This window comes from Pseudomonas sp. RA_15y_Pfl2_54 (genome assembly GCF_963971015.1).
Classification (GTDB): domain Bacteria; phylum Pseudomonadota; class Gammaproteobacteria; order Pseudomonadales; family Pseudomonadaceae; genus Aquipseudomonas; species Aquipseudomonas baetica_A.
The window spans coordinates 188,707-205,660 of sequence record NZ_CAXAPN010000007.1; the positions used below are offsets into that span (position 1 = coordinate 188,707).

Annotated in this window: 15 protein-coding genes; 11 read left to right on the forward strand and 4 right to left on the reverse strand. The window is 58.0% G+C overall.

The genetic code is table 11. From position 1 onward, the window contains the following. The first annotated feature begins 117 nt into the window (after positions 1-117). The 3 genes from AACY50_RS07695 (at position 118) to AACY50_RS07705 (ending at position 4,011) form a co-directional block, all read left to right on the forward strand. Entirely contained in the window at positions 118-1,407 is a 1,290-nt protein-coding gene (locus AACY50_RS07695; protein WP_339433951.1) for a M18 family aminopeptidase, read from the forward strand. A gap of 196 nt (positions 1,408-1,603) precedes the next feature. Next, complete coding sequence (locus AACY50_RS07700) at positions 1,604-1,780, forward strand: hypothetical protein (protein WP_339433950.1); 177 nt, start codon at positions 1,604-1,606, stop codon at positions 1,778-1,780. 77 nt (positions 1,781-1,857) lie between these two features. Next, complete coding sequence (locus tag AACY50_RS07705) at positions 1,858-4,011, forward strand: mechanosensitive ion channel family protein (RefSeq protein ID WP_339538412.1); 2,154 nt, start codon at positions 1,858-1,860, stop codon at positions 4,009-4,011. A gap of 62 nt (positions 4,012-4,073) precedes the next feature. On the opposite strand, the gene AACY50_RS07710 is transcribed toward AACY50_RS07705, so the two are convergent. Beyond that, a complete protein-coding gene (locus tag AACY50_RS07710; RefSeq protein WP_339433948.1) occupies positions 4,074-4,787 on the reverse strand; it encodes a UTRA domain-containing protein in 714 nt (237 codons plus the stop codon). Between the two features lie 351 nt (positions 4,788-5,138). On the opposite strand from AACY50_RS07710, the gene AACY50_RS07715 reads away from it, so the two are divergent. The 6 genes from AACY50_RS07715 to AACY50_RS07740 all read left to right on the forward strand — a co-directional run bounded on the left by AACY50_RS07715 (position 5,139) and on the right by AACY50_RS07740 (position 10,415). Continuing rightward, positions 5,139-6,206, forward strand: a complete 1,068-nt coding sequence (locus AACY50_RS07715; protein ID WP_221734243.1) for an ABC transporter substrate-binding protein — start codon at positions 5,139-5,141, stop codon at positions 6,204-6,206. Between the two features lie 99 nt (positions 6,207-6,305). Further along, on the forward strand, positions 6,306-7,112 hold the full coding sequence (locus AACY50_RS07720; RefSeq protein ID WP_339508407.1) for an alkaline phosphatase family protein: 807 nt from the start codon (positions 6,306-6,308) through the stop codon (positions 7,110-7,112). Positions 7,113-7,117: 5 nt separating this feature from the next. Continuing rightward, positions 7,118-7,954 (forward strand): ABC transporter permease, encoded by an 837-nt coding sequence (locus tag AACY50_RS07725; protein ID WP_339433966.1) that lies wholly within the window; start codon positions 7,118-7,120, stop codon positions 7,952-7,954. Then, positions 7,941-8,741, forward strand: a complete 801-nt coding sequence (locus tag AACY50_RS07730; RefSeq protein ID WP_339433946.1) for an ABC transporter permease — start codon at positions 7,941-7,943, stop codon at positions 8,739-8,741. Before AACY50_RS07725 ends, AACY50_RS07730 begins: the two co-directional genes overlap by 14 nt. Then, positions 8,738-9,727: an ABC transporter ATP-binding protein gene (locus tag AACY50_RS07735; protein ID WP_339466473.1), complete on the forward strand. Its 990-nt coding sequence runs from the start codon at positions 8,738-8,740 to the stop codon at positions 9,725-9,727. The genes AACY50_RS07730 and AACY50_RS07735 overlap by 4 nt, the downstream gene beginning before the upstream one ends. 34 nt (positions 9,728-9,761) lie before the next feature. Next, positions 9,762-10,415 carry an HAD family hydrolase gene (locus tag AACY50_RS07740; protein ID WP_221734247.1) on the forward strand — a complete coding sequence of 218 codons (654 nt, stop codon included), beginning with the start codon at positions 9,762-9,764 and terminating at the stop codon, positions 10,413-10,415. Between the two features lie 116 nt (positions 10,416-10,531). Here AACY50_RS07740 and AACY50_RS07745 read toward each other — a convergent pair whose 3' ends face one another. Further along, positions 10,532-11,494, reverse strand: coding sequence for a zinc-binding dehydrogenase (locus AACY50_RS07745; protein ID WP_339538413.1), 963 nt, complete (start codon positions 11,492-11,494; stop codon positions 10,532-10,534). 138 nt (positions 11,495-11,632) lie between these two features. On the opposite strand from AACY50_RS07745, the gene AACY50_RS07750 reads away from it, so the two are divergent. Both AACY50_RS07750 and AACY50_RS07755 read left to right on the forward strand, forming a co-directional pair. Beyond that, positions 11,633-13,717 (forward strand): carboxy terminal-processing peptidase, encoded by a 2,085-nt coding sequence (locus AACY50_RS07750; RefSeq protein WP_339433942.1) that lies wholly within the window; start codon positions 11,633-11,635, stop codon positions 13,715-13,717. Between the two features lie 133 nt (positions 13,718-13,850). After that, positions 13,851-15,641, forward strand: a complete 1,791-nt coding sequence (locus AACY50_RS07755) for a bifunctional diguanylate cyclase/phosphodiesterase (RefSeq protein WP_339466472.1) — start codon at positions 13,851-13,853, stop codon at positions 15,639-15,641. Between the two features lie 85 nt (positions 15,642-15,726). Here AACY50_RS07755 and AACY50_RS07760 read toward each other — a convergent pair whose 3' ends face one another. Both AACY50_RS07760 and AACY50_RS07765 read right to left on the reverse strand, forming a co-directional pair. Further along, entirely contained in the window at positions 15,727-16,143 is a 417-nt protein-coding gene (locus AACY50_RS07760) for a hypothetical protein (protein WP_339538414.1), read from the reverse strand. Positions 16,144-16,153: 10 nt separating this feature from the next. Next, positions 16,154-16,954, reverse strand: an 801-nt coding sequence (locus tag AACY50_RS07765; RefSeq protein ID WP_339538415.1) for an RHS repeat-associated core domain-containing protein, incomplete at its 5' end; no start/stop codon positions are given.

The window sequence follows — 16,954 nt, forward strand, 5'->3', positions numbered from 1 at the left end:
CGTCGACTGACCTGACGCTTTTGCAAGCAGGCTTACTCCCCCGGGTATCGATTTCAGTCCGCGCCAATTCCCGAGCCGATGCGTTAAACTCCCGCCCACTGCTGTCTGGAGTTTCTTATGCGCGAAGAGTTGAACCAAGGCCTGATCGACTTTCTCAAGGCCTCCCCTACCCCGTTCCACGCCACTGCCAGCCTTGTTCAACGTCTGGAGGCCGCCGGTTTTGTGCGCCTCGACGAGCGCGAGCCATGGACCACCGAAGCCAACGGTCGCTATTACGTCACCCGTAATGACTCCTCGATCGTCGCGATCAAAATGGGCCGCCACTCGCCTTTGCATGGCGGTATCCGTCTGGTCGGCGCGCACACCGACAGCCCATGCCTGCGGGTCAAGCCGCAACCGGAACTACAGCGCCAGGGTTTCTGGCAACTGGGTGTCGAAGTCTACGGCGGCGCCCTGCTCGCCCCGTGGTTCGACCGTGACCTGTCGCTGGCCGGCCGCGTGACCTTCCGCCGCGACGGCAAGGTCGAAAGCCAGCTGATCGACTTCAAAGCACCGATCGCGATCATTCCCAACCTGGCCATTCACCTCAACCGCGAAGCCAATCAAGGCTGGGCGATCAATGCCCAGACCGAATTGCCGCCGATCCTCGCGCAGTTTGCCGGTGACGAGCGTGTCGACTTCCGCGCCGTGCTGACCGATCAACTGACCCGCGAACATGGTCTGAATGCCGATGTGGTGCTCGATTACGAGCTGAGCTTCTACGACACACAAAGCGCTGCGGTGATTGGCCTCAATGGTGATTTCATTGCCGGCGCCCGCCTGGACAACCTGTTGTCGTGCTACGCCGGCCTGCAAGCCTTGCTGACTGCCGAAACCGACGAAACCTGCGTGCTGGTGTGCAACGACCACGAAGAAGTCGGCTCCTGCTCGGCGTGCGGCGCCGATGGCCCGATGCTGGAACAGACCCTGCGCCGTCTGTTGCCAGAAGGTGACGAGTTCGTTCGCACCATTCAGAAATCCCTGCTGGTCTCGGCCGATAATGCCCACGGCGTACACCCCAACTATGCCGACAAGCACGACGCCAACCATGGCCCGAAACTCAACGCCGGCCCGGTGATCAAGGTCAACAGCAACCAGCGCTACGCCACCAACAGCGAAACCGCCGGGTTCTTCCGCCATCTGTGCATGGCCGAAGAAGTGCCGGTGCAAAGCTTCGTGGTGCGCAGTGACATGGGCTGTGGCTCGACTATCGGCCCGATCACCGCCAGCCACTTGGGCGTACGCACGGTCGATATCGGCCTGCCGACCTTCGCCATGCACTCGATCCGCGAACTGTGCGGCAGCCACGACCTGGCGCACCTGGTCAAAGTGCTGAGCGCGTTCTACGCCTGCCGCGAATTGCCATAACAGCGTTAAAAGCTTCGCGAGCAAGCCCGCTCCCACACTGGAATGCATTTCAAATGCGGGAGCGGGCTTGCTCGCGAAAGCGCCAGTTCGGGGAATACCGACTTTTCCTTGCTGCGACTCAATTCTGACTCACATCACCCCGACTCAAACAAAACCGACCTAGACTTGAATCATCCCCTCCGACAAGGCAGTCACCATGATCTCAATGTCCTCCTTCCACGCCATGCTCATTCCCATCCTGTGCGCAATGATTCTGCTGGCCGTCGGCTTCAACTTCCGCGACAAGAACATGGGTGTGTTCGCGATGTGGGTCGGCATGCTGATGATCCTCGCCACCGTGGTTTACAAGATCCTCGCCAAACTCAACGAATAAATCCGCGTCCGGCTCGCATTGAGTAATGCGCCCTCGTACACTCCAGCGAATCCGCCCCTTGCGAGGTTGACCGCCTAGTGTTCGCTCGTCTTTTTGCTTTGCCCAGTCTGTTGTTCATTTGCCTGATGACGCTACTGCCCATGGCACCGGCGCAAGCGGTCGGTCTGCCGGGCCTGCTCAACACCACCAAGGCCCAACCCGAAGCTCAGGAACCGCTCGACCAGTCGCTGGACGAAGTCATCAGGTCGCTGGAAAACGACAAGCAACGTGCGCAGTTGCTGAGCGATTTGAAGAAATTGCGCGATGCCACGAAAAAAGCCCAAGCCTCTCCCGAAGAAGGCGTACTCGGGTTGATCGGCGGCACACTGGCCAATTTCGAGAAGCAGTTTTCCGGTGCCGACAGCCCGGTCAACCGCTGGTCCAACGAGTTCGATCTGGCCAAGGATGAGCTCAAAGCCCTGATGCTGCCGGCCAGTGAATGGCTGCCGATCATCTTCGGCTTCGCCGTGATTCTGATGCTCTGGAGTCTGCTCGCCGCCGCGCTGATCTGGCTCGGTCATCGGGTACGCATGCGTTTCGGTCTCACCGAAGAACTGCCACAGCATCCCAAGGCCCTCGACATGCTGCGCTTCGCACTGCGCAAACTCGGGCCATGGCTGATTGCATTGGTCATTACCGTCTACATGAGCTACGCCCTGCCATCGTCACTGGGCAAAAGTCTGGCGATGGTGTTGGCCTATGCGCTGGTGGTCGGCACCTGTTTCTCGGCGATCTGCGTGATCGCTTTTTCCGTGCTCGACGGTCCGCACCGTCATCGCGCGTTGTACATCCTGCGCCATCAGGCGTTTCGGCCACTGTGGCTGATCGGCAGCTTCGCCGCCTTCGGCGAAGCGCTGAACGATCCGCGCCTGATCGAGAGTCTCGGCGTGCATCTTGCGCATACCGCTGCAACGGTTACCAATGTCCTTGCGGCACTCTCTACCGGGTTATTCATCCTGCGTTTCCGCCGGCCGATCGCGCACCTGATTCGCAACCAACCGCTGTCACGCCGCCTGACCCGCCGTGCCCTGAGCGACACCATCGAAATCCTCGGTACCTTCTGGTACGTGCCAGCACTGGTGCTGGTCGGCATCTCGCTGTTCGCCACTTTCGTCTCCGCCGGTGACACCAGTACCGCGCTGCGCCAGTCGCTGCTCTGCACCGTGCTGTTGGTGTTGTGCATGGTCATCAACGGGCTGGTGCGCCGCCATTCGCTCAAACCCCCACGCGGGCCGAAACGCCATGCGTTGTATTCCGATCGCTTGAAGAGCTTTTTCTACACCCTCGCCCACCTGCTCGTGTGGCTGGTGTTCATTGAGCTGGGGCTGCGCGTCTGGGGCATGTCGCTGATCGGTTTCACCGAGGGCGAAGGTCACGATATCAGCGTCAAACTGTTCAGCCTGATCGGCACGCTGATCTTCGCCTGGCTGATCTGGATACTCAGCGACACCGCCGTGCACCACGCCCTCACGCGCTCGCGCAAAAGTCTGGCCAACGCACGCGCGCAAACCATGATGCCGCTGATCCGCAACGTCCTGTTCATCACGATTTTCATCATTGCGCTGATCGTCGCCCTGGCGAACATGGGCATGAACGTCACGCCACTGCTGGCCGGTGCCGGTGTGATCGGTCTGGCCATCGGTTTCGGTGCACAGTCGCTGGTGGCAGATTTGATCACCGGCCTGTTCATCATCATCGAAGACTCCCTGGCCATCGATGATTACGTGGATGTCGGCGGTCACCTCGGCACCGTCGAAGGCCTGACCATCCGCACCGTGCGCCTGCGTGACATTGACGGCATCGTCCACACCATCCCGTTCAGCGAAATCAAAAGCATCAAGAACTATTCGCGGGAATTCGGCTACGCGATCTTCCGCGTGGCAGTGCCGTACAACATGGAAATCGACGACGCGATCAAGCTGATGCGCGAAGTCGGCCAGAAAATGCGCACCGACCCGCTGCAACGCCGCAACATCTGGTCGCCACTGGAAATTCAAGGTGTGGAAAGTTTCGAATCCGGCAGCGCGATTCTGCGCGCCCGCTTCAAGACCGCGCCGATCAAACAGTGGGAAGTTTCCCGAGCCTTCAACCTGTCGCTCAAGCGACATCTGGATGAGGCAGGACTGGATCTGGCGACGCCGCGGATGAGCGTGCAAGTGATCACTGCCGGCGGTGGTCAGCCGAAGGAATAGCGCTTAAGCACCGGATATTCACCCCATCAACAAGAACCTGATCGGCCCAGAGGCCGCCAAGATCAAACCACATCAACACCGACGTGAATCGCATCATGGCGCCAAAACTCCAGATCACAATCAATCAAGCGCTCATGCTGGTCATAATTGACCCGAGCAATCCGCAGCCCCGGGCTCCCCACCGACACCTTCAAAGCCGCCGCCGCATCAACAGACAACGACGTAGGCACAATCTCGAAGCGCACCCGTCCATAGTGCAAATCGTAATGCCGCGCATACAACTCGGTAATCGACTGATTCAAATCGAACTCAAGGATTCCCGGAAAAAACCGCGGGTTCAAATAGTGCTCCACATAAAGCACCAACCGCCCATCAATGCGCCGCGACCGGCAAATCTGAATCACGCTCGACAGCGCCGGTAACTGCAACCACGCACATACCGCCGCCGACGCCGGCTGCAGTCGTGCCGAAATCACCTCGGTCGACGGCACCCGCCCCTGCGCACTGACCATCGCGTGAAAGTGGCTGCGCTGCATCAGGTTGTACGCCAGACGCGGCGGCGAGACGAACCAGCCACGCCGCTCCTCACGATAAATCTGCCCCTGCGCCTCCAATTGCAACAAGGCCTCACGCACCGTAATGCGGGTCGTGCCGAACAACTCACTAAGCTTGCGCTCGGCCGGCAACTTGCTGCCGGGAGCCAACAGCCCGTGGTCGAGCTGCTCCTGCAGGATTTGCCCAATGGCTGTCACCGCTTTTGTTGCCTCATCGCGCATCAACGTTACCTATCTGGACTAGACCAGCACTGTTTCGGGGCAAAACCGAACGGCCAATGAACCGTTTGAGTGTGTAGCAAGCCTAGGCAGTGCAGATGACCGAGAGATGACAAAACTGCCCAGCGGTCGCTCTCACGACTTGCAATACACCGGCCAGTTTCCCTGCCCTGCGGGGCTTTGAGCATGGTCTACGCTTACTTGGCACTCGCCGATCCAGGGCAAATAAAGGGTCTTGCGCAAGGCCATCGACATCAAAGTGTCATCCAGCACCCTTAAATTGGCTCAGGTATTGCTGACCTAGACCAACACAAACCGCAATCGCAGCGTTGAACACGACCAAGGAGCTTCGTAATGAAACAGCTTTTCCTGGCAACACTGTTAGGCTCGACCATCGCAATGTGTACAGCCGCCATGGCGGCCGACACCGACCTGAAAACCCTCGAAGCCGCTGCGAAAGCGGAAGGCGCCGTCAACAGCGTCGGCATGCCCGATGACTGGGCCAACTGGAAAGGCACCTGGGAAGACCTGGCCAAGACCTACGGTCTGAAACACATCGACACCGACATGAGCTCGGCCCAGGAAATCGCCAAATTCGCCGCCGAAAAAGACAACGCCAGCGCTGACATCGGCGACGTCGGTGCTGCCTTCGGCCCGATCGCGGTCAAGCAAGGCGTAGTGCAACCTTACAAGCCAAGCACCTGGGATCAAGTGCCTGCATGGGCCAAGGACAAGGACGGCAACTGGGCACTGGCCTACACCGGCACCATCGCGTTTATCGTCAACAAGAAGTTGCTGCACGGCTCCGAAGTGCCGACCAAATGGGCTGACCTCAAGGGCGGCAAATACAAGGTGTCCATCGGCGACGTGAGCACCGCTGCACAAGCGGCCAACGGTGTACTGGCTGCGGCACTGGCCAACGGCGGCGACGAGAAAAACATCCAGCCTGCCCTGCTGATGTTCGCAGACATCGCCAAGCAAGGTCGTTTGTCGATGGCCAACCCGACCATCGCCACCATGGAAAAAGGCGAAATCGAAGTCGGCGTGGTCTGGGACTTCAACGGCCTGAGCTACAAGGCCAAGATGGCCAACCCGGATGACTACGTGGTGCTGATCCCGTCTGACGGCTCGGTGATTTCCGGCTACACCACGATCATCAACAAGTACGCGAAAAACCCGAACGCCGCCAAGCTGACCCGCGAATACATTTTCAGCGACGCCGGCCAGACCAACCTCGCTCGCGGCAACGCCCGTCCGATCCGCGCCGAACACCTGCAACTGCCCGAAGACGTGAAAGCCAAACTGCTGCCGAACGAGCAGTACAAAAACGTCACCCCGATCAAAGACGCCGATGCGTGGGAAAAAACCTCCAAATCCCTGCCGCAGAAGTGGAACGAAGAAGTCATCGTAGAGATGAAATAACCCTGAAGCTCACCACAGCTGGACCCACCAGGGATCCAGCTGTGGGAGTGGATCGAGTTGATTGAGAGTTTTGGAAAATTTCGCGGAGTTTTTGCCCCTATGAAGCACAACGTCATCCTTGTCGTGCTCGACGGTCTCAACTACGAGGTCGCACGTCACGCCATGGGGCATCTGCAAGCTTACGTTGGCGCAGGACGCGCCGCGCTCTACCAGTTGGAGTGCGAGTTGCCGGCCCTGTCCCGACCGCTTTATGAATGCATCCTCACCGGCGTGCCGCCCATCGACAGCGGCATCGTCCATAACAACGTCTCGCGCCTGTCCAATCAGCGCAGCATCTATCACTATGCTCGCGACGCCGGCCTGAAAACCGCCGCCGCGGCCTATCACTGGGTCAGTGAGCTGTACAACCGCTCGCCGTTCGAGGCCGCCCGTGACCGTCACACAGACGATCCATCGCTGCCGATCCAGCATGGGCATTTCTACTGGAACGATCACTATCCGGATTCGCACCTGTTCGCCGACGCCGAAAACCTGCGCCTGCGCCACGCGCCGAACTTCCTGTTGATCCATCCGATGAACATTGACGACGCCGGCCACAAGCACGGCCTCGACACCCCGCAATACCGCAACAGCGCGCGCTCGGCGGACATCATCCTCGCCGATTATCTGCAGGCTTGGCTCGATGCCGGTTATCAAGTGCTGGTGACCGCCGACCACGGCATGAACAACGATCGCTCGCACAACGGTTTGCTCCCGGAAGAACGCCAAGTGCCGCTGTTCGTCCTCGGCGACGCCTTCAGCCTCAACGCTGCCGCTGCGCCAAAGCAGACCGACATTTGCGGCACCGTCTGCGAACTGCTCGGCGTGCCCCACGACAAACCCGTCTGCCGGGAGTTATTCAAGTGAACGCGATGAATCGTGGTAAATGGCTGGCTGCGCTGTGCCTGGTGCCTTTCGCAGTGTTCTTCATCGTGTTCGAAATCGCCCCGCTGGTCTGGGTGATGATCAACAGTCTGCAATCGGAAGAGTTTGGTTGGGGCCTGGAAAACTTCACCAAAATCTTCAGTTCGAAGTTCTATCGACAGGCGATCCAGTACAGCCTTGAGATCAGTTTCTGGTCGAGCGTATTCGGCATCATCATCGCCGTGCTCGGAGCGTACTCCCTGCGCCAGGTCGACTCGAAACTGCGCAATTTCGTCAATGCCTTTGCCAACATGACCAGCAACTTTGCCGGCGTGCCTCTGGCCTTCGCGTTCATCATCCTGCTCGGTTTCAACGGCAGCATCACCCTGATGTTGAAGCAGACCGGAATCATTCAAGACTTCAATCTGTACTCGAAAACCGGGCTGATCATCCTGTACACCTACTTCCAGATTCCTCTCGGTGTACTGCTGCTCTACCCAGCCTTCGACGCCTTGCGTGAAGACTGGCGCGAGTCGGCTTCGCTGCTGGGCGCCAACGGCTGGCAGTTCTGGCGACACATCGGTCTGCCGGTGCTGACCCCGGCGCTGCTTGGCACGTTCGTGATCCTGCTGGCCAATGCCCTTGGCGCCTACGCCACGGTTTACGCCCTGACCACCGGTAACTTCAACGTGCTGCCGATCCGCATCGCGGCGATGGTCTCCGGCGATATTTCGCTCGATCCCAATCTGGCCAGTGCGCTGGCCGTGGTGCTGATAGCGCTGATGACCATCGTCACCGTCGTGCATCAACTGCTGCTGAAGAGGAGCTACCATGTCTCGCGCTGAATCCGGCCCGGCCGGTCTCTACCACCGCGTCGTGGTCTACCTGTTGTTTGCCATTCTGTTGCTGCCGCTCGCCGGAACGCTGGTCTACTCGATCGCCAGCAGTTGGTCGGCGACGATCCTGCCCAGCGGTTTCACCTTCAAGTGGTACATCCAGTTGTGGAGCGATCCGCGTTTCCTGCACGCGTTCGGTCAATCATTGCTGGTGTGTGTCGGCGCGCTGGTGCTGTCGGTGGTGCTGATTCTGCCGCTGCTGTTTGTGGTGCATTACCACTTTCCGAAACTCGATGCCCTGATGAACATCCTGATCCTGCTGCCCTTCGCGGTGCCTCCCGTGGTGTCCTCGGTCGGCTTGTTGCAGTTGTACGGTTCCGGGCCAATGGCGATGGTCGGCACGCCCTGGATTCTGATCGGTTGCTACTTCACCGTGGCACTGCCGTTCATGTACCGGGCGATTACCAACAACCTGCAAGCGATCAACCTGCGCGACCTGATGGACGCCGCACAACTGCTCGGTGCAAGCACCTTTCAGGCGGCGTTTCTGGTGGTGCTGCCCAATCTGCGTAAAGGGCTGATGGTGGCCTTGTTGCTGTCGTTCTCGTTCCTGTTCGGCGAGTTCGTGTTCGCCAACATCCTCGTCGGCACGCGCTACGAAACCCTGCAGGTTTACCTCAACAACATGCGCAACAGCAGCGGCCACTTCACCAGTGCGCTGGTCATCTCGTATTTCTTTTTCGTGCTGGTCCTGACCTGGATCGCCAACATCTTGAACAAGGACAAAAGCCAATGAGCTATGTCAGCGTCCAACATCTGCAGAAAAACTATTCTGGCACCACGGTTTTCAGCGACATCAACTGCGAAATCAACAAGGGCGAATTCGTCACCCTGCTCGGCCCGTCCGGTTGCGGCAAATCCACGCTGCTGCGTTGCATCGCCGGCCTGACGCCGGTCGATGCCGGCAAGATCCTGCTCGATGGCGTCGATATCGTGCCGCTGAGCCCACAGAAACGCGGAATCGGCATGGTGTTTCAAAGCTACGCGCTGTTCCCCAACATGACCGTGGAACAAAACGTCGCTTTTGGTTTGCGCATGCAAAAGGTCAATGCCGACGACAGCCACAAGCGCGTCACCGAAGTGTTGAAACTTGTTGAGTTGAACGACTTTGCCCGCCGCTATCCGCATCAATTGTCCGGAGGCCAATGTCAGCGTGTCGCCCTCGCCCGCTCGCTGGTCACTCGCCCTCGCCTGTTGCTGCTGGATGAACCGCTGTCAGCCCTTGATGCGCGCATTCGCAAACACCTGCGCGAACAGATCCGTCAGATCCAGCGCGAACTCGGCCTGACCACGATCTTCGTCACCCACGATCAGGAAGAAGCCCTGACCATGTCTGACCGGATTTTCCTGATGAACCAGGGGAAAATCGTCCAGAGCGGCGACGCCGAAACCCTGTACACCGCGCCGGTCGATCTGTTCGCCGCCGGCTTCATCGGCAACTACAATCTGCTCGATGCTGACAGCGCCTCGAAACTGCTGCAACGGCCGATCCACCACCGCATCGCGATTCGCCCGGAAGCCATCGAACTGAGCCTCAATGGCGAACTCGACGCACAGATCCGCAGCCACAGCCTGCTCGGCAATGTCATCCGTTATCGGATCGAAGCCCGTGGCGTCGAACTGGTGGTGGATGTACTCAACCGCTCGGCGGCCGATCTGCACCCGGACGGTCAGCGTCTGGCGCTTTCCATCGATCCGACGGCCCTGTGTGAGGTAGCCTGATGACTTCGCTGAAGTTGAAGAGAGAACTGCACTGATGGCCCTGGCAATTTTTGATCTGGACGAAACCCTGATCCACGGCGACTGCGCCACCCTCTGGAGTGAGCAGATGGGCCGTTTGGGCTGGGTCGATCCCGAGTCGTTCATGCGCAAGAACAACGAACTGATGGACGCCTACAGCCATGGCAAACTGCGCATGGAAGACTACATGGCGTTCAGCCTGGAGCCGTTGATCGGCCGTTCGCCGGAAGAAGTCGAACATCTGGTTGGCCCGTGGGTGGAAGACTTCATCGAGCCGATCATTTTCAGTGACGCCACCAAAACCATCGCCGCCCATCGCAAGGCGGGCGACCGGATTCTGGTGATCTCGGCGTCGGGCACCCATCTGGTCAAACCAATTGCTGATCGACTGGGCATCGACGAGATTCTAGGCATCGAACTGGAACTGGCGCATGGCGTATACAGCGGCCAGACCGTCGGAACCCTGACCTACCGCGAAGGCAAGATCACACGATTGCTGGAATGGCTGGATGCTGAAGAAGAGAATCTGGAGGGTGCGAGTTTTTATTCCGACTCACGCAATGATCTGCCGTTGTTGCTGAAGGTGGATTTCCCACATGTGGTCAACCCCGATCCGGTGTTGCTTGAACACGCCGAAAAGGCCGGCTGGCCAATTCATCTCTGGAAGTAAACATAGATCCAAATGTGGGGGCGGGCTTGCTCGCGAAGGCGGTGGATCAGTCAATAATCTATCGACCGACACTGCGCTTTCGCGAGCAAGCCCGCTCCCACAATGGTTAAGTGGTGTCAGCTCAGACTGTCATCAATCACCAAGACCAGTTTCCCGGAAACGGTATTGCTCGCCAGCTCGGCAAACGCCGCCTCGGCATCTTTCACCGGGAAGGCCTTGGCCAACTGCGGACTCAACCGCCCTTCAGCGAACAATGGCCATACATGCTGGCTCAGGTCACTGAACAGATCGGCCTTGAACTGATCGTCACGGCTGCGCAATGTCGAGCCCAGCAGTTGCACGCGTTTGGCCAGCACTTGCGCCAGGTCCAGTTTCGCCTCACGGCCGCCCATCAAACCGATCAACACCCAACGCCCATCCAATGCCATCAACTTGAGATTCAGCGCAGAGTAATTGCCGCCCACCGGATCGAGGATCACATCGAACGGACCGAAGTCGCTCAGGCTTTCCAGATCATCGGTACGCACCACCCCGCCCTGGGCCCCCAGCGCCTCACAGTAAGCCAAACGCTCGGTCGAGCCGACGCTGACCCAACATGGGTTGCCAAACGCCTTGCACAGCTGAATAGCGGCTGAACCAATTCCACTTGCCCCGGCGTGCAAGAGAACTTTCTCACCCGGTTTGAGCGCCGCAAGTTGAAACACATTCAACCAGACGGTTGCGTAAACCTCGGGCAATGCCGCGGCCTCGACCAGCGAAACACCCTCGGGTACCGGCAATACGTGACGCCCGTCGACCACCACCTCTTCGGCCATCGCGCCCCCAGCCAACAAGGCGCAGACACGATCACCGACCTGCCACGAACTGCCCGCACCGACCTCGCTGATGACCCCGGAGCACTCAAGACCCAGCACTCGGCTGGCCCCTGGCGGCGGCGGATAAAGCCCTGCCTTTTGCAATAAGTCGGCACGATTAAGGCCGGCTGCCGCCACTCGGATGCGAACTTGTCCTACATCGCACGTAGGACTCGCCTCTTCAACCCATACCACTTGACCTTCAACGCCTTGCAATGCCTTCACAGTGCCTCCATAGTGAGTCTGGACTGAGCCCGAAGCTGTAGCGCCGGGCTTTTTGCATTATGCGACCGGCTCTTGTAGATCCGGCGACTTCAAAGACGGCCTAATATGCGTTATCAATTGTCCCCGCGTCGAATCAGCATGAAGCATTTGCTCCCCAGCACCGCCCTCGCTCTTTTTATCGGTATCGGCCTGTTGCCGGTGTCGGGCAATACCTTCGCAGCCAACAGCTGGGACAAGTTGCAGCCTGATCGCGATGAGGTCATCGCCAGCCTGAACGTCGTCGAGTTGCTCAAGCGCCACCACTACAGCAAGCCGCCGCTGGACGACGCGCGCTCGGTGATCATCTACGAGAGCTATCTCAAGCTGCTGGACCCATCGCGCAGCTACTTCATGGCCAGCGACATCGCCGAATTCGACAAGTGGAAGACCCAGTTCGACGACTTCCTCAAAAGCGGCGACCTCAACGCCGGGTTCACCATCTACAAGCGCTATCTGGACCGCGTCAAGGCGCGTCTGGACTTCGCGCTTGCCGAGCTGAACAAAGGCGTCGACAAGATGGACTTCACCACCAAGGAAACCTTGCAGATCGATCGCAAGGACGCCCCTTGGCTCAAATCCACAGCAGAACTCGACGACCTGTGGCGCAAACGCGTCAAGGACGAAGTCCTGCGGATGAAGATCGCCGGCAAAGAGCCGAAGCAGATCCAGGAAACCCTGACCAAGCGCTACAAGAACCAGTTGGCGCGCCTGGACCAGACCCGTCCGGAAGACATCTTCCAGGCGTACATCAACACCTTCGCCATGTCTTACGATCCGCACACCAACTATCTGTCGCCGGATAACGCGGAAAACTTCGACATCAACATGAGCCTGTCCCTCGAGGGCATTGGTGCAGTGTTACAGAGCGACAACGATCAAGTGAAAGTCGTGCGCCTGGTGCCGGCAGGCCCTGCCGACAAGACCAAGCAAGTCGCACCGGCCGACAAAATCATCGGCGTTGCGCAGGGCAACAAAGAGATGGTCGACGTGGTCGGCTGGCGTCTGGACGAAGTGGTCAAACTGATCCGCGGCCCGAAAGGCACCGTGGTGCGCCTGGAAGTGATTCCGGCGAGCAATGCGCCGAACGACCAGACCACCAAGATCGTCTCGATCACCCGTGAAGCGGTGAAGCTCGAAGATCAGGCCGTGAAGAAGTCCATCCTCCATCTGAAACAGGACGGCAAGGACTACAAGCTTGGGGTCATCGAGATCCCGGCCTTCTACCTCGACTTCAAGGCGTTCCGTGCCGGTGATCCGGACTACAAGAGCACCACCCGCGACGTCAAGAAACTGCTGACCGAGTTGCAGAAAGACAAAGTTGACGGCGTGGTCATCGACCTGCGCAACAACGGCGGCGGCTCTCTGCAGGAAGCCACCGAGCTGACCAGCCTGTTCATCGACAAGGGCCCGACCGTACTCGTGCGTAACGCCGATGGCCGCGTCGACGTGCTTGAGGATGAAAACCCGGGTGCCTTCTACAAAGGCCCGATGGCGCTGCTGGTCAACCGCCTGTCCGCATCGGCTTCGGAGATCTTCGCTGGTGCCATGCAGGACTATCACCGCGCGCTGATCATCGGTGGCCAGACCTTCGGCAAAGGCACCGTGCAGACCATTCAGCCGCTCAACCACGGCGAACTGAAACTGACCCTGGCCAAGTTCTACCGGGTTTCCGGCCAGAGCACCCAGCATCAGGGCGTACTGCCGGACATCGACTACCCGTCGCTGATCGACACCAAGGAAATCGGCGAGAGTGCTCTGCCGGAAGCCATGCCATGGGACACCATCAAGGCAGCAATCAAACCGGCGGCCGATCCGTTCAAGCCCTACCTGGTGCGACTCAAGTCCGAGCATGATACCCGCTCTGCAAAAGACGCCGAGTTCGTGTTCATCCGCGACAAGCTGGCACTGGCACAGAAGCTGATGGAGGAGAAAACCGTCAGCCTCAACGAGACCGAGCGCCGCGCCCAGCATGCCGACATCGATGCCAAGCAATTGGTGATGGAGAACATCCGTCGCAAGGCCAAGGGCGAAGAACCGCTCAAAGAGCTGAAGAAAGAAGACGAAGACGCTCTCGCCGCAGCCGATCCGGACAAAGTCAAACCGGAAGACGACGCCTATCTGGCCGAGACCGGCCGGGTTCTGCTGGATTACCTGAAGCTGAGCAATCAGGTGGCGAAGAAGTAAGGTGATGGCAATTTAATGCTGACGATCCCCGGATCGTCATCAAACAGTCATCATTCTGTCGTGCAATAAAGGACTGGGAGCCACTCTCTTCACCGAGAACGCTCCCAGTCCTTTTTTATCGCCAGAGATCGCCATGACCACGACCGAACAGCTGAGTGCCTTGAGCTCGATCCTGACTCAAAGCGGTTTAAACAGCCTGTTCCAGCCGATCATTTGCCTTTCCGAGCGACGTATCCTTGGCTACGAAGCCCTCACCCGTGGTCCGTCCAACAGCCCTCTTCACTCACCTATCGCGTTGTTCGCAGTGGCGCGTCAGGCCGGTCGTCTAAGCGAACTGGAAATCGCCTGCCGACAAAGCGCTTGCCGTCGCTTCAACGAGCAGCAATTACCGGGCAAGCTGTTTCTCAATGTCTCGCCGGAGTCCTTGCTCGAAGCAGCGCATCAGCCAGGGCGGACACTGCAATTGCTGCAAGACTTCGGCATCCCGCCGAGTCAGGTGGTGATAGAACTCACTGAACAAACCCCGATCGATGACTTCCAGTTGCTGCAAACCGCTTTGCATCACTATCGGGCGATGGGGTTTTCGATTGCACTGGATGACCTCGGTGCCGGGTATTCCAGCCTGCGTCTATGGTCGGAACTGCGTCCGGATTACGTGAAGATCGACCGGCACTTTATCGATGGCATACATCAGGACGCGTTGAAGCGTGAGTTCGTCGGCTCGATCCTGCAAATCGCCAAAGCATCCCGGGCACAAGTCATCGCCGAAGGCATCGAACTGCCGGAAGAGCTGGCAGTGTTGACAGAGATGGGGGTCGATCTGGTGCAGGGTTACTTGCTGGGACGTCCACAGGAGCACCCGCCTCGAGATGCCCGCGCCTTGATGCCCAAGCACGACAGCAGCGCCGTCGCGCTGAACGACGAAGGCAGCGACCTCAGCGCCCTGCTCAACGACCAATCGGCCGTACCGCGCGACACACCCACCGCCACCGTGCTGGAAGCCTTCCGTCGCCAAGCCAACCTCAACTCACTGGCAGTACTCGACGAACAAGGCCAACCGTGCGGCATCGTCCATCGTCATTCCCTCTCGGATGCTCTGCTCAAACCGTTCGCCACCGACCTGTTCGCACGCAAACCCATCAGCCGACTGATGAACGACGACTTCCTGGCCGTGGAGATGAGCCAGTCGCTGCAACAGGTCAGCCGCCTGATCACCAGCCGTGCCCGTCAGCGCATCGAAGAAGACTTCATCATCACGCTCAACGGCAGCTACCTCGGCCTCGGCCGCGTGATCGACGTACTCAAACTGATCACCGAACTGAAAATCCAGCAAGCCCGCTACGCCAACCCGCTGACCCTGCTGCCCGGCAACGTGCCGATCCAGCAATGCCTGACGCGCCTGCTGCAACAGGGCCGCGAGTCGGTCATCTGCTACGTCGACATCGACAGCTTCAAACCCTTCAACGACATTTATGGCTATGGGCGCGGTGACGAAGTCCTGTTGTGTCTGGCGCAATGCCTAAACGAGCGCGTCGACCCGTCGCGCGACTTCGTCGGCCATATTGGCGGCGACGACTTCCTCCTGGTCCTTGGCCCCGAGGATTGGCGCAAACGCCTCAATCAACTGCTCGATGATTTCCAGAGCCAATGCCGGCGCTTCTATCGCCCCGAACACCTCGAAGCTGGCTGTTTCATCGCACCGAATCGCCAAGGGGTGCGGCAGGAGTTTCCGCTGTTGTCGCTGTCCATCGGCGTCGTGCATCTACACCCCGAAGCCTGCGCACAACTCGATGCTAGTCAACTCGCGGAAATGGCATCGCAGGCCAAGCATCATGCGAAGAATGTTCCGGGGTATAGCGTGCATGTGATTGATAGCCTCACTGCGTCCGATCTACATCCTCCACAACTAATCGGCCAACGCTAACTCCCAAACAACAAAAATCCCTGTGGGAGCGGGCTTGCTCGCGAAGAGGTCTGCCCAGACAATCAGGTTTAAGGCTCGTAAATAATCACCAAGTCGACTGATTCTCCGCCCTTGCCTTGTCTATATCTTCACTCCACTGCTCACTGGCTAATTTATATATATCTTCAAAAAATTCGCGCGGATCATTCACCATCATTTCACCCCATGCAACGCTGGTGTTTGAGTCGTAGTCATCCTCAAACTGCTCTGAAAAATTAAATCCGGGTGAGTTCAAAGCATCCTCAAGAACCTTCACCATCAAAAACTTATGTCTATATGTGAATCCGGGGAAATTCTTGAGAATAAACTCCTTTATTACCACCTCTCTATCGGAGTGTTTATTAGGATCATAGGCTGACAATAAAACCCCTAAAGTTTCTTCACGATCATATATCTCTATCCCTCCAAGCCAGTAAGATAGCTGAGGAACAAATGGAAAATCGAACTCTGGCCACTTCAACATAATGACTACCTTAATCTGGGAATGCTGTATAAGGCTTCTTAATATCTTTACTATCAAACCGTATTTCTGAGTAATTTAATTCATCAATATATTTTGGATTTTGTTTATCCTTTTTATTCGGCTTATATCCTCTACCACCATTTGGCATTTCCTTCCTTACAACTGGATCACCTGTCTTTGTAAATCCAGTAGGTGCTGGTGGCTTTCGACTCATTCGGGAAATAGCATCATTAATCGCATGAAGCTGAAGCAACCAGCTCTTAAATTGAGAGCTTGAATTAACACCTTCCTTCACTCCTTTTTTTGTCGGATGACTACCGTCAATGGATCTCTGCTTCAGCGCCTTGTCCGGTATCTCCGGGTTATGCTTCGCGACGGTATGCATTTTGTACTTTTTCTCCAGCTTCAAAACTTCACGCTTCGCATTTTCCTCCGCCAGTTCATCAATCCTCGCCCTCCGCTCCTGCGCTGTCATCTTCGGCAGCGCTGGCTCACCTTCATTGACCTTAGCTCCACTTACATCACCCGGCACCGTACAACCCGGCTTCTTCGGCGGCGGACAATTGGAACTCAACCCCAACGGATCCACCCACCCCGTCGGATTCGGCACATACCGATACTGATTCAACCCACCCGCCAACTTCACCGGGTCCGGTGTCAGATACCTGCCCAGCCGTGGGTCGTAATACCGGTGCCGGTTGTAATGCAGCCCGCTTTCCCCATCGAAATACTGACCCTGAAACCGCAGCGGCTGGTCCAGGTAGTCCTCGCCAGCCAGGGTGATGGCGGCGACTTTGCCGTAGGCGTCGTA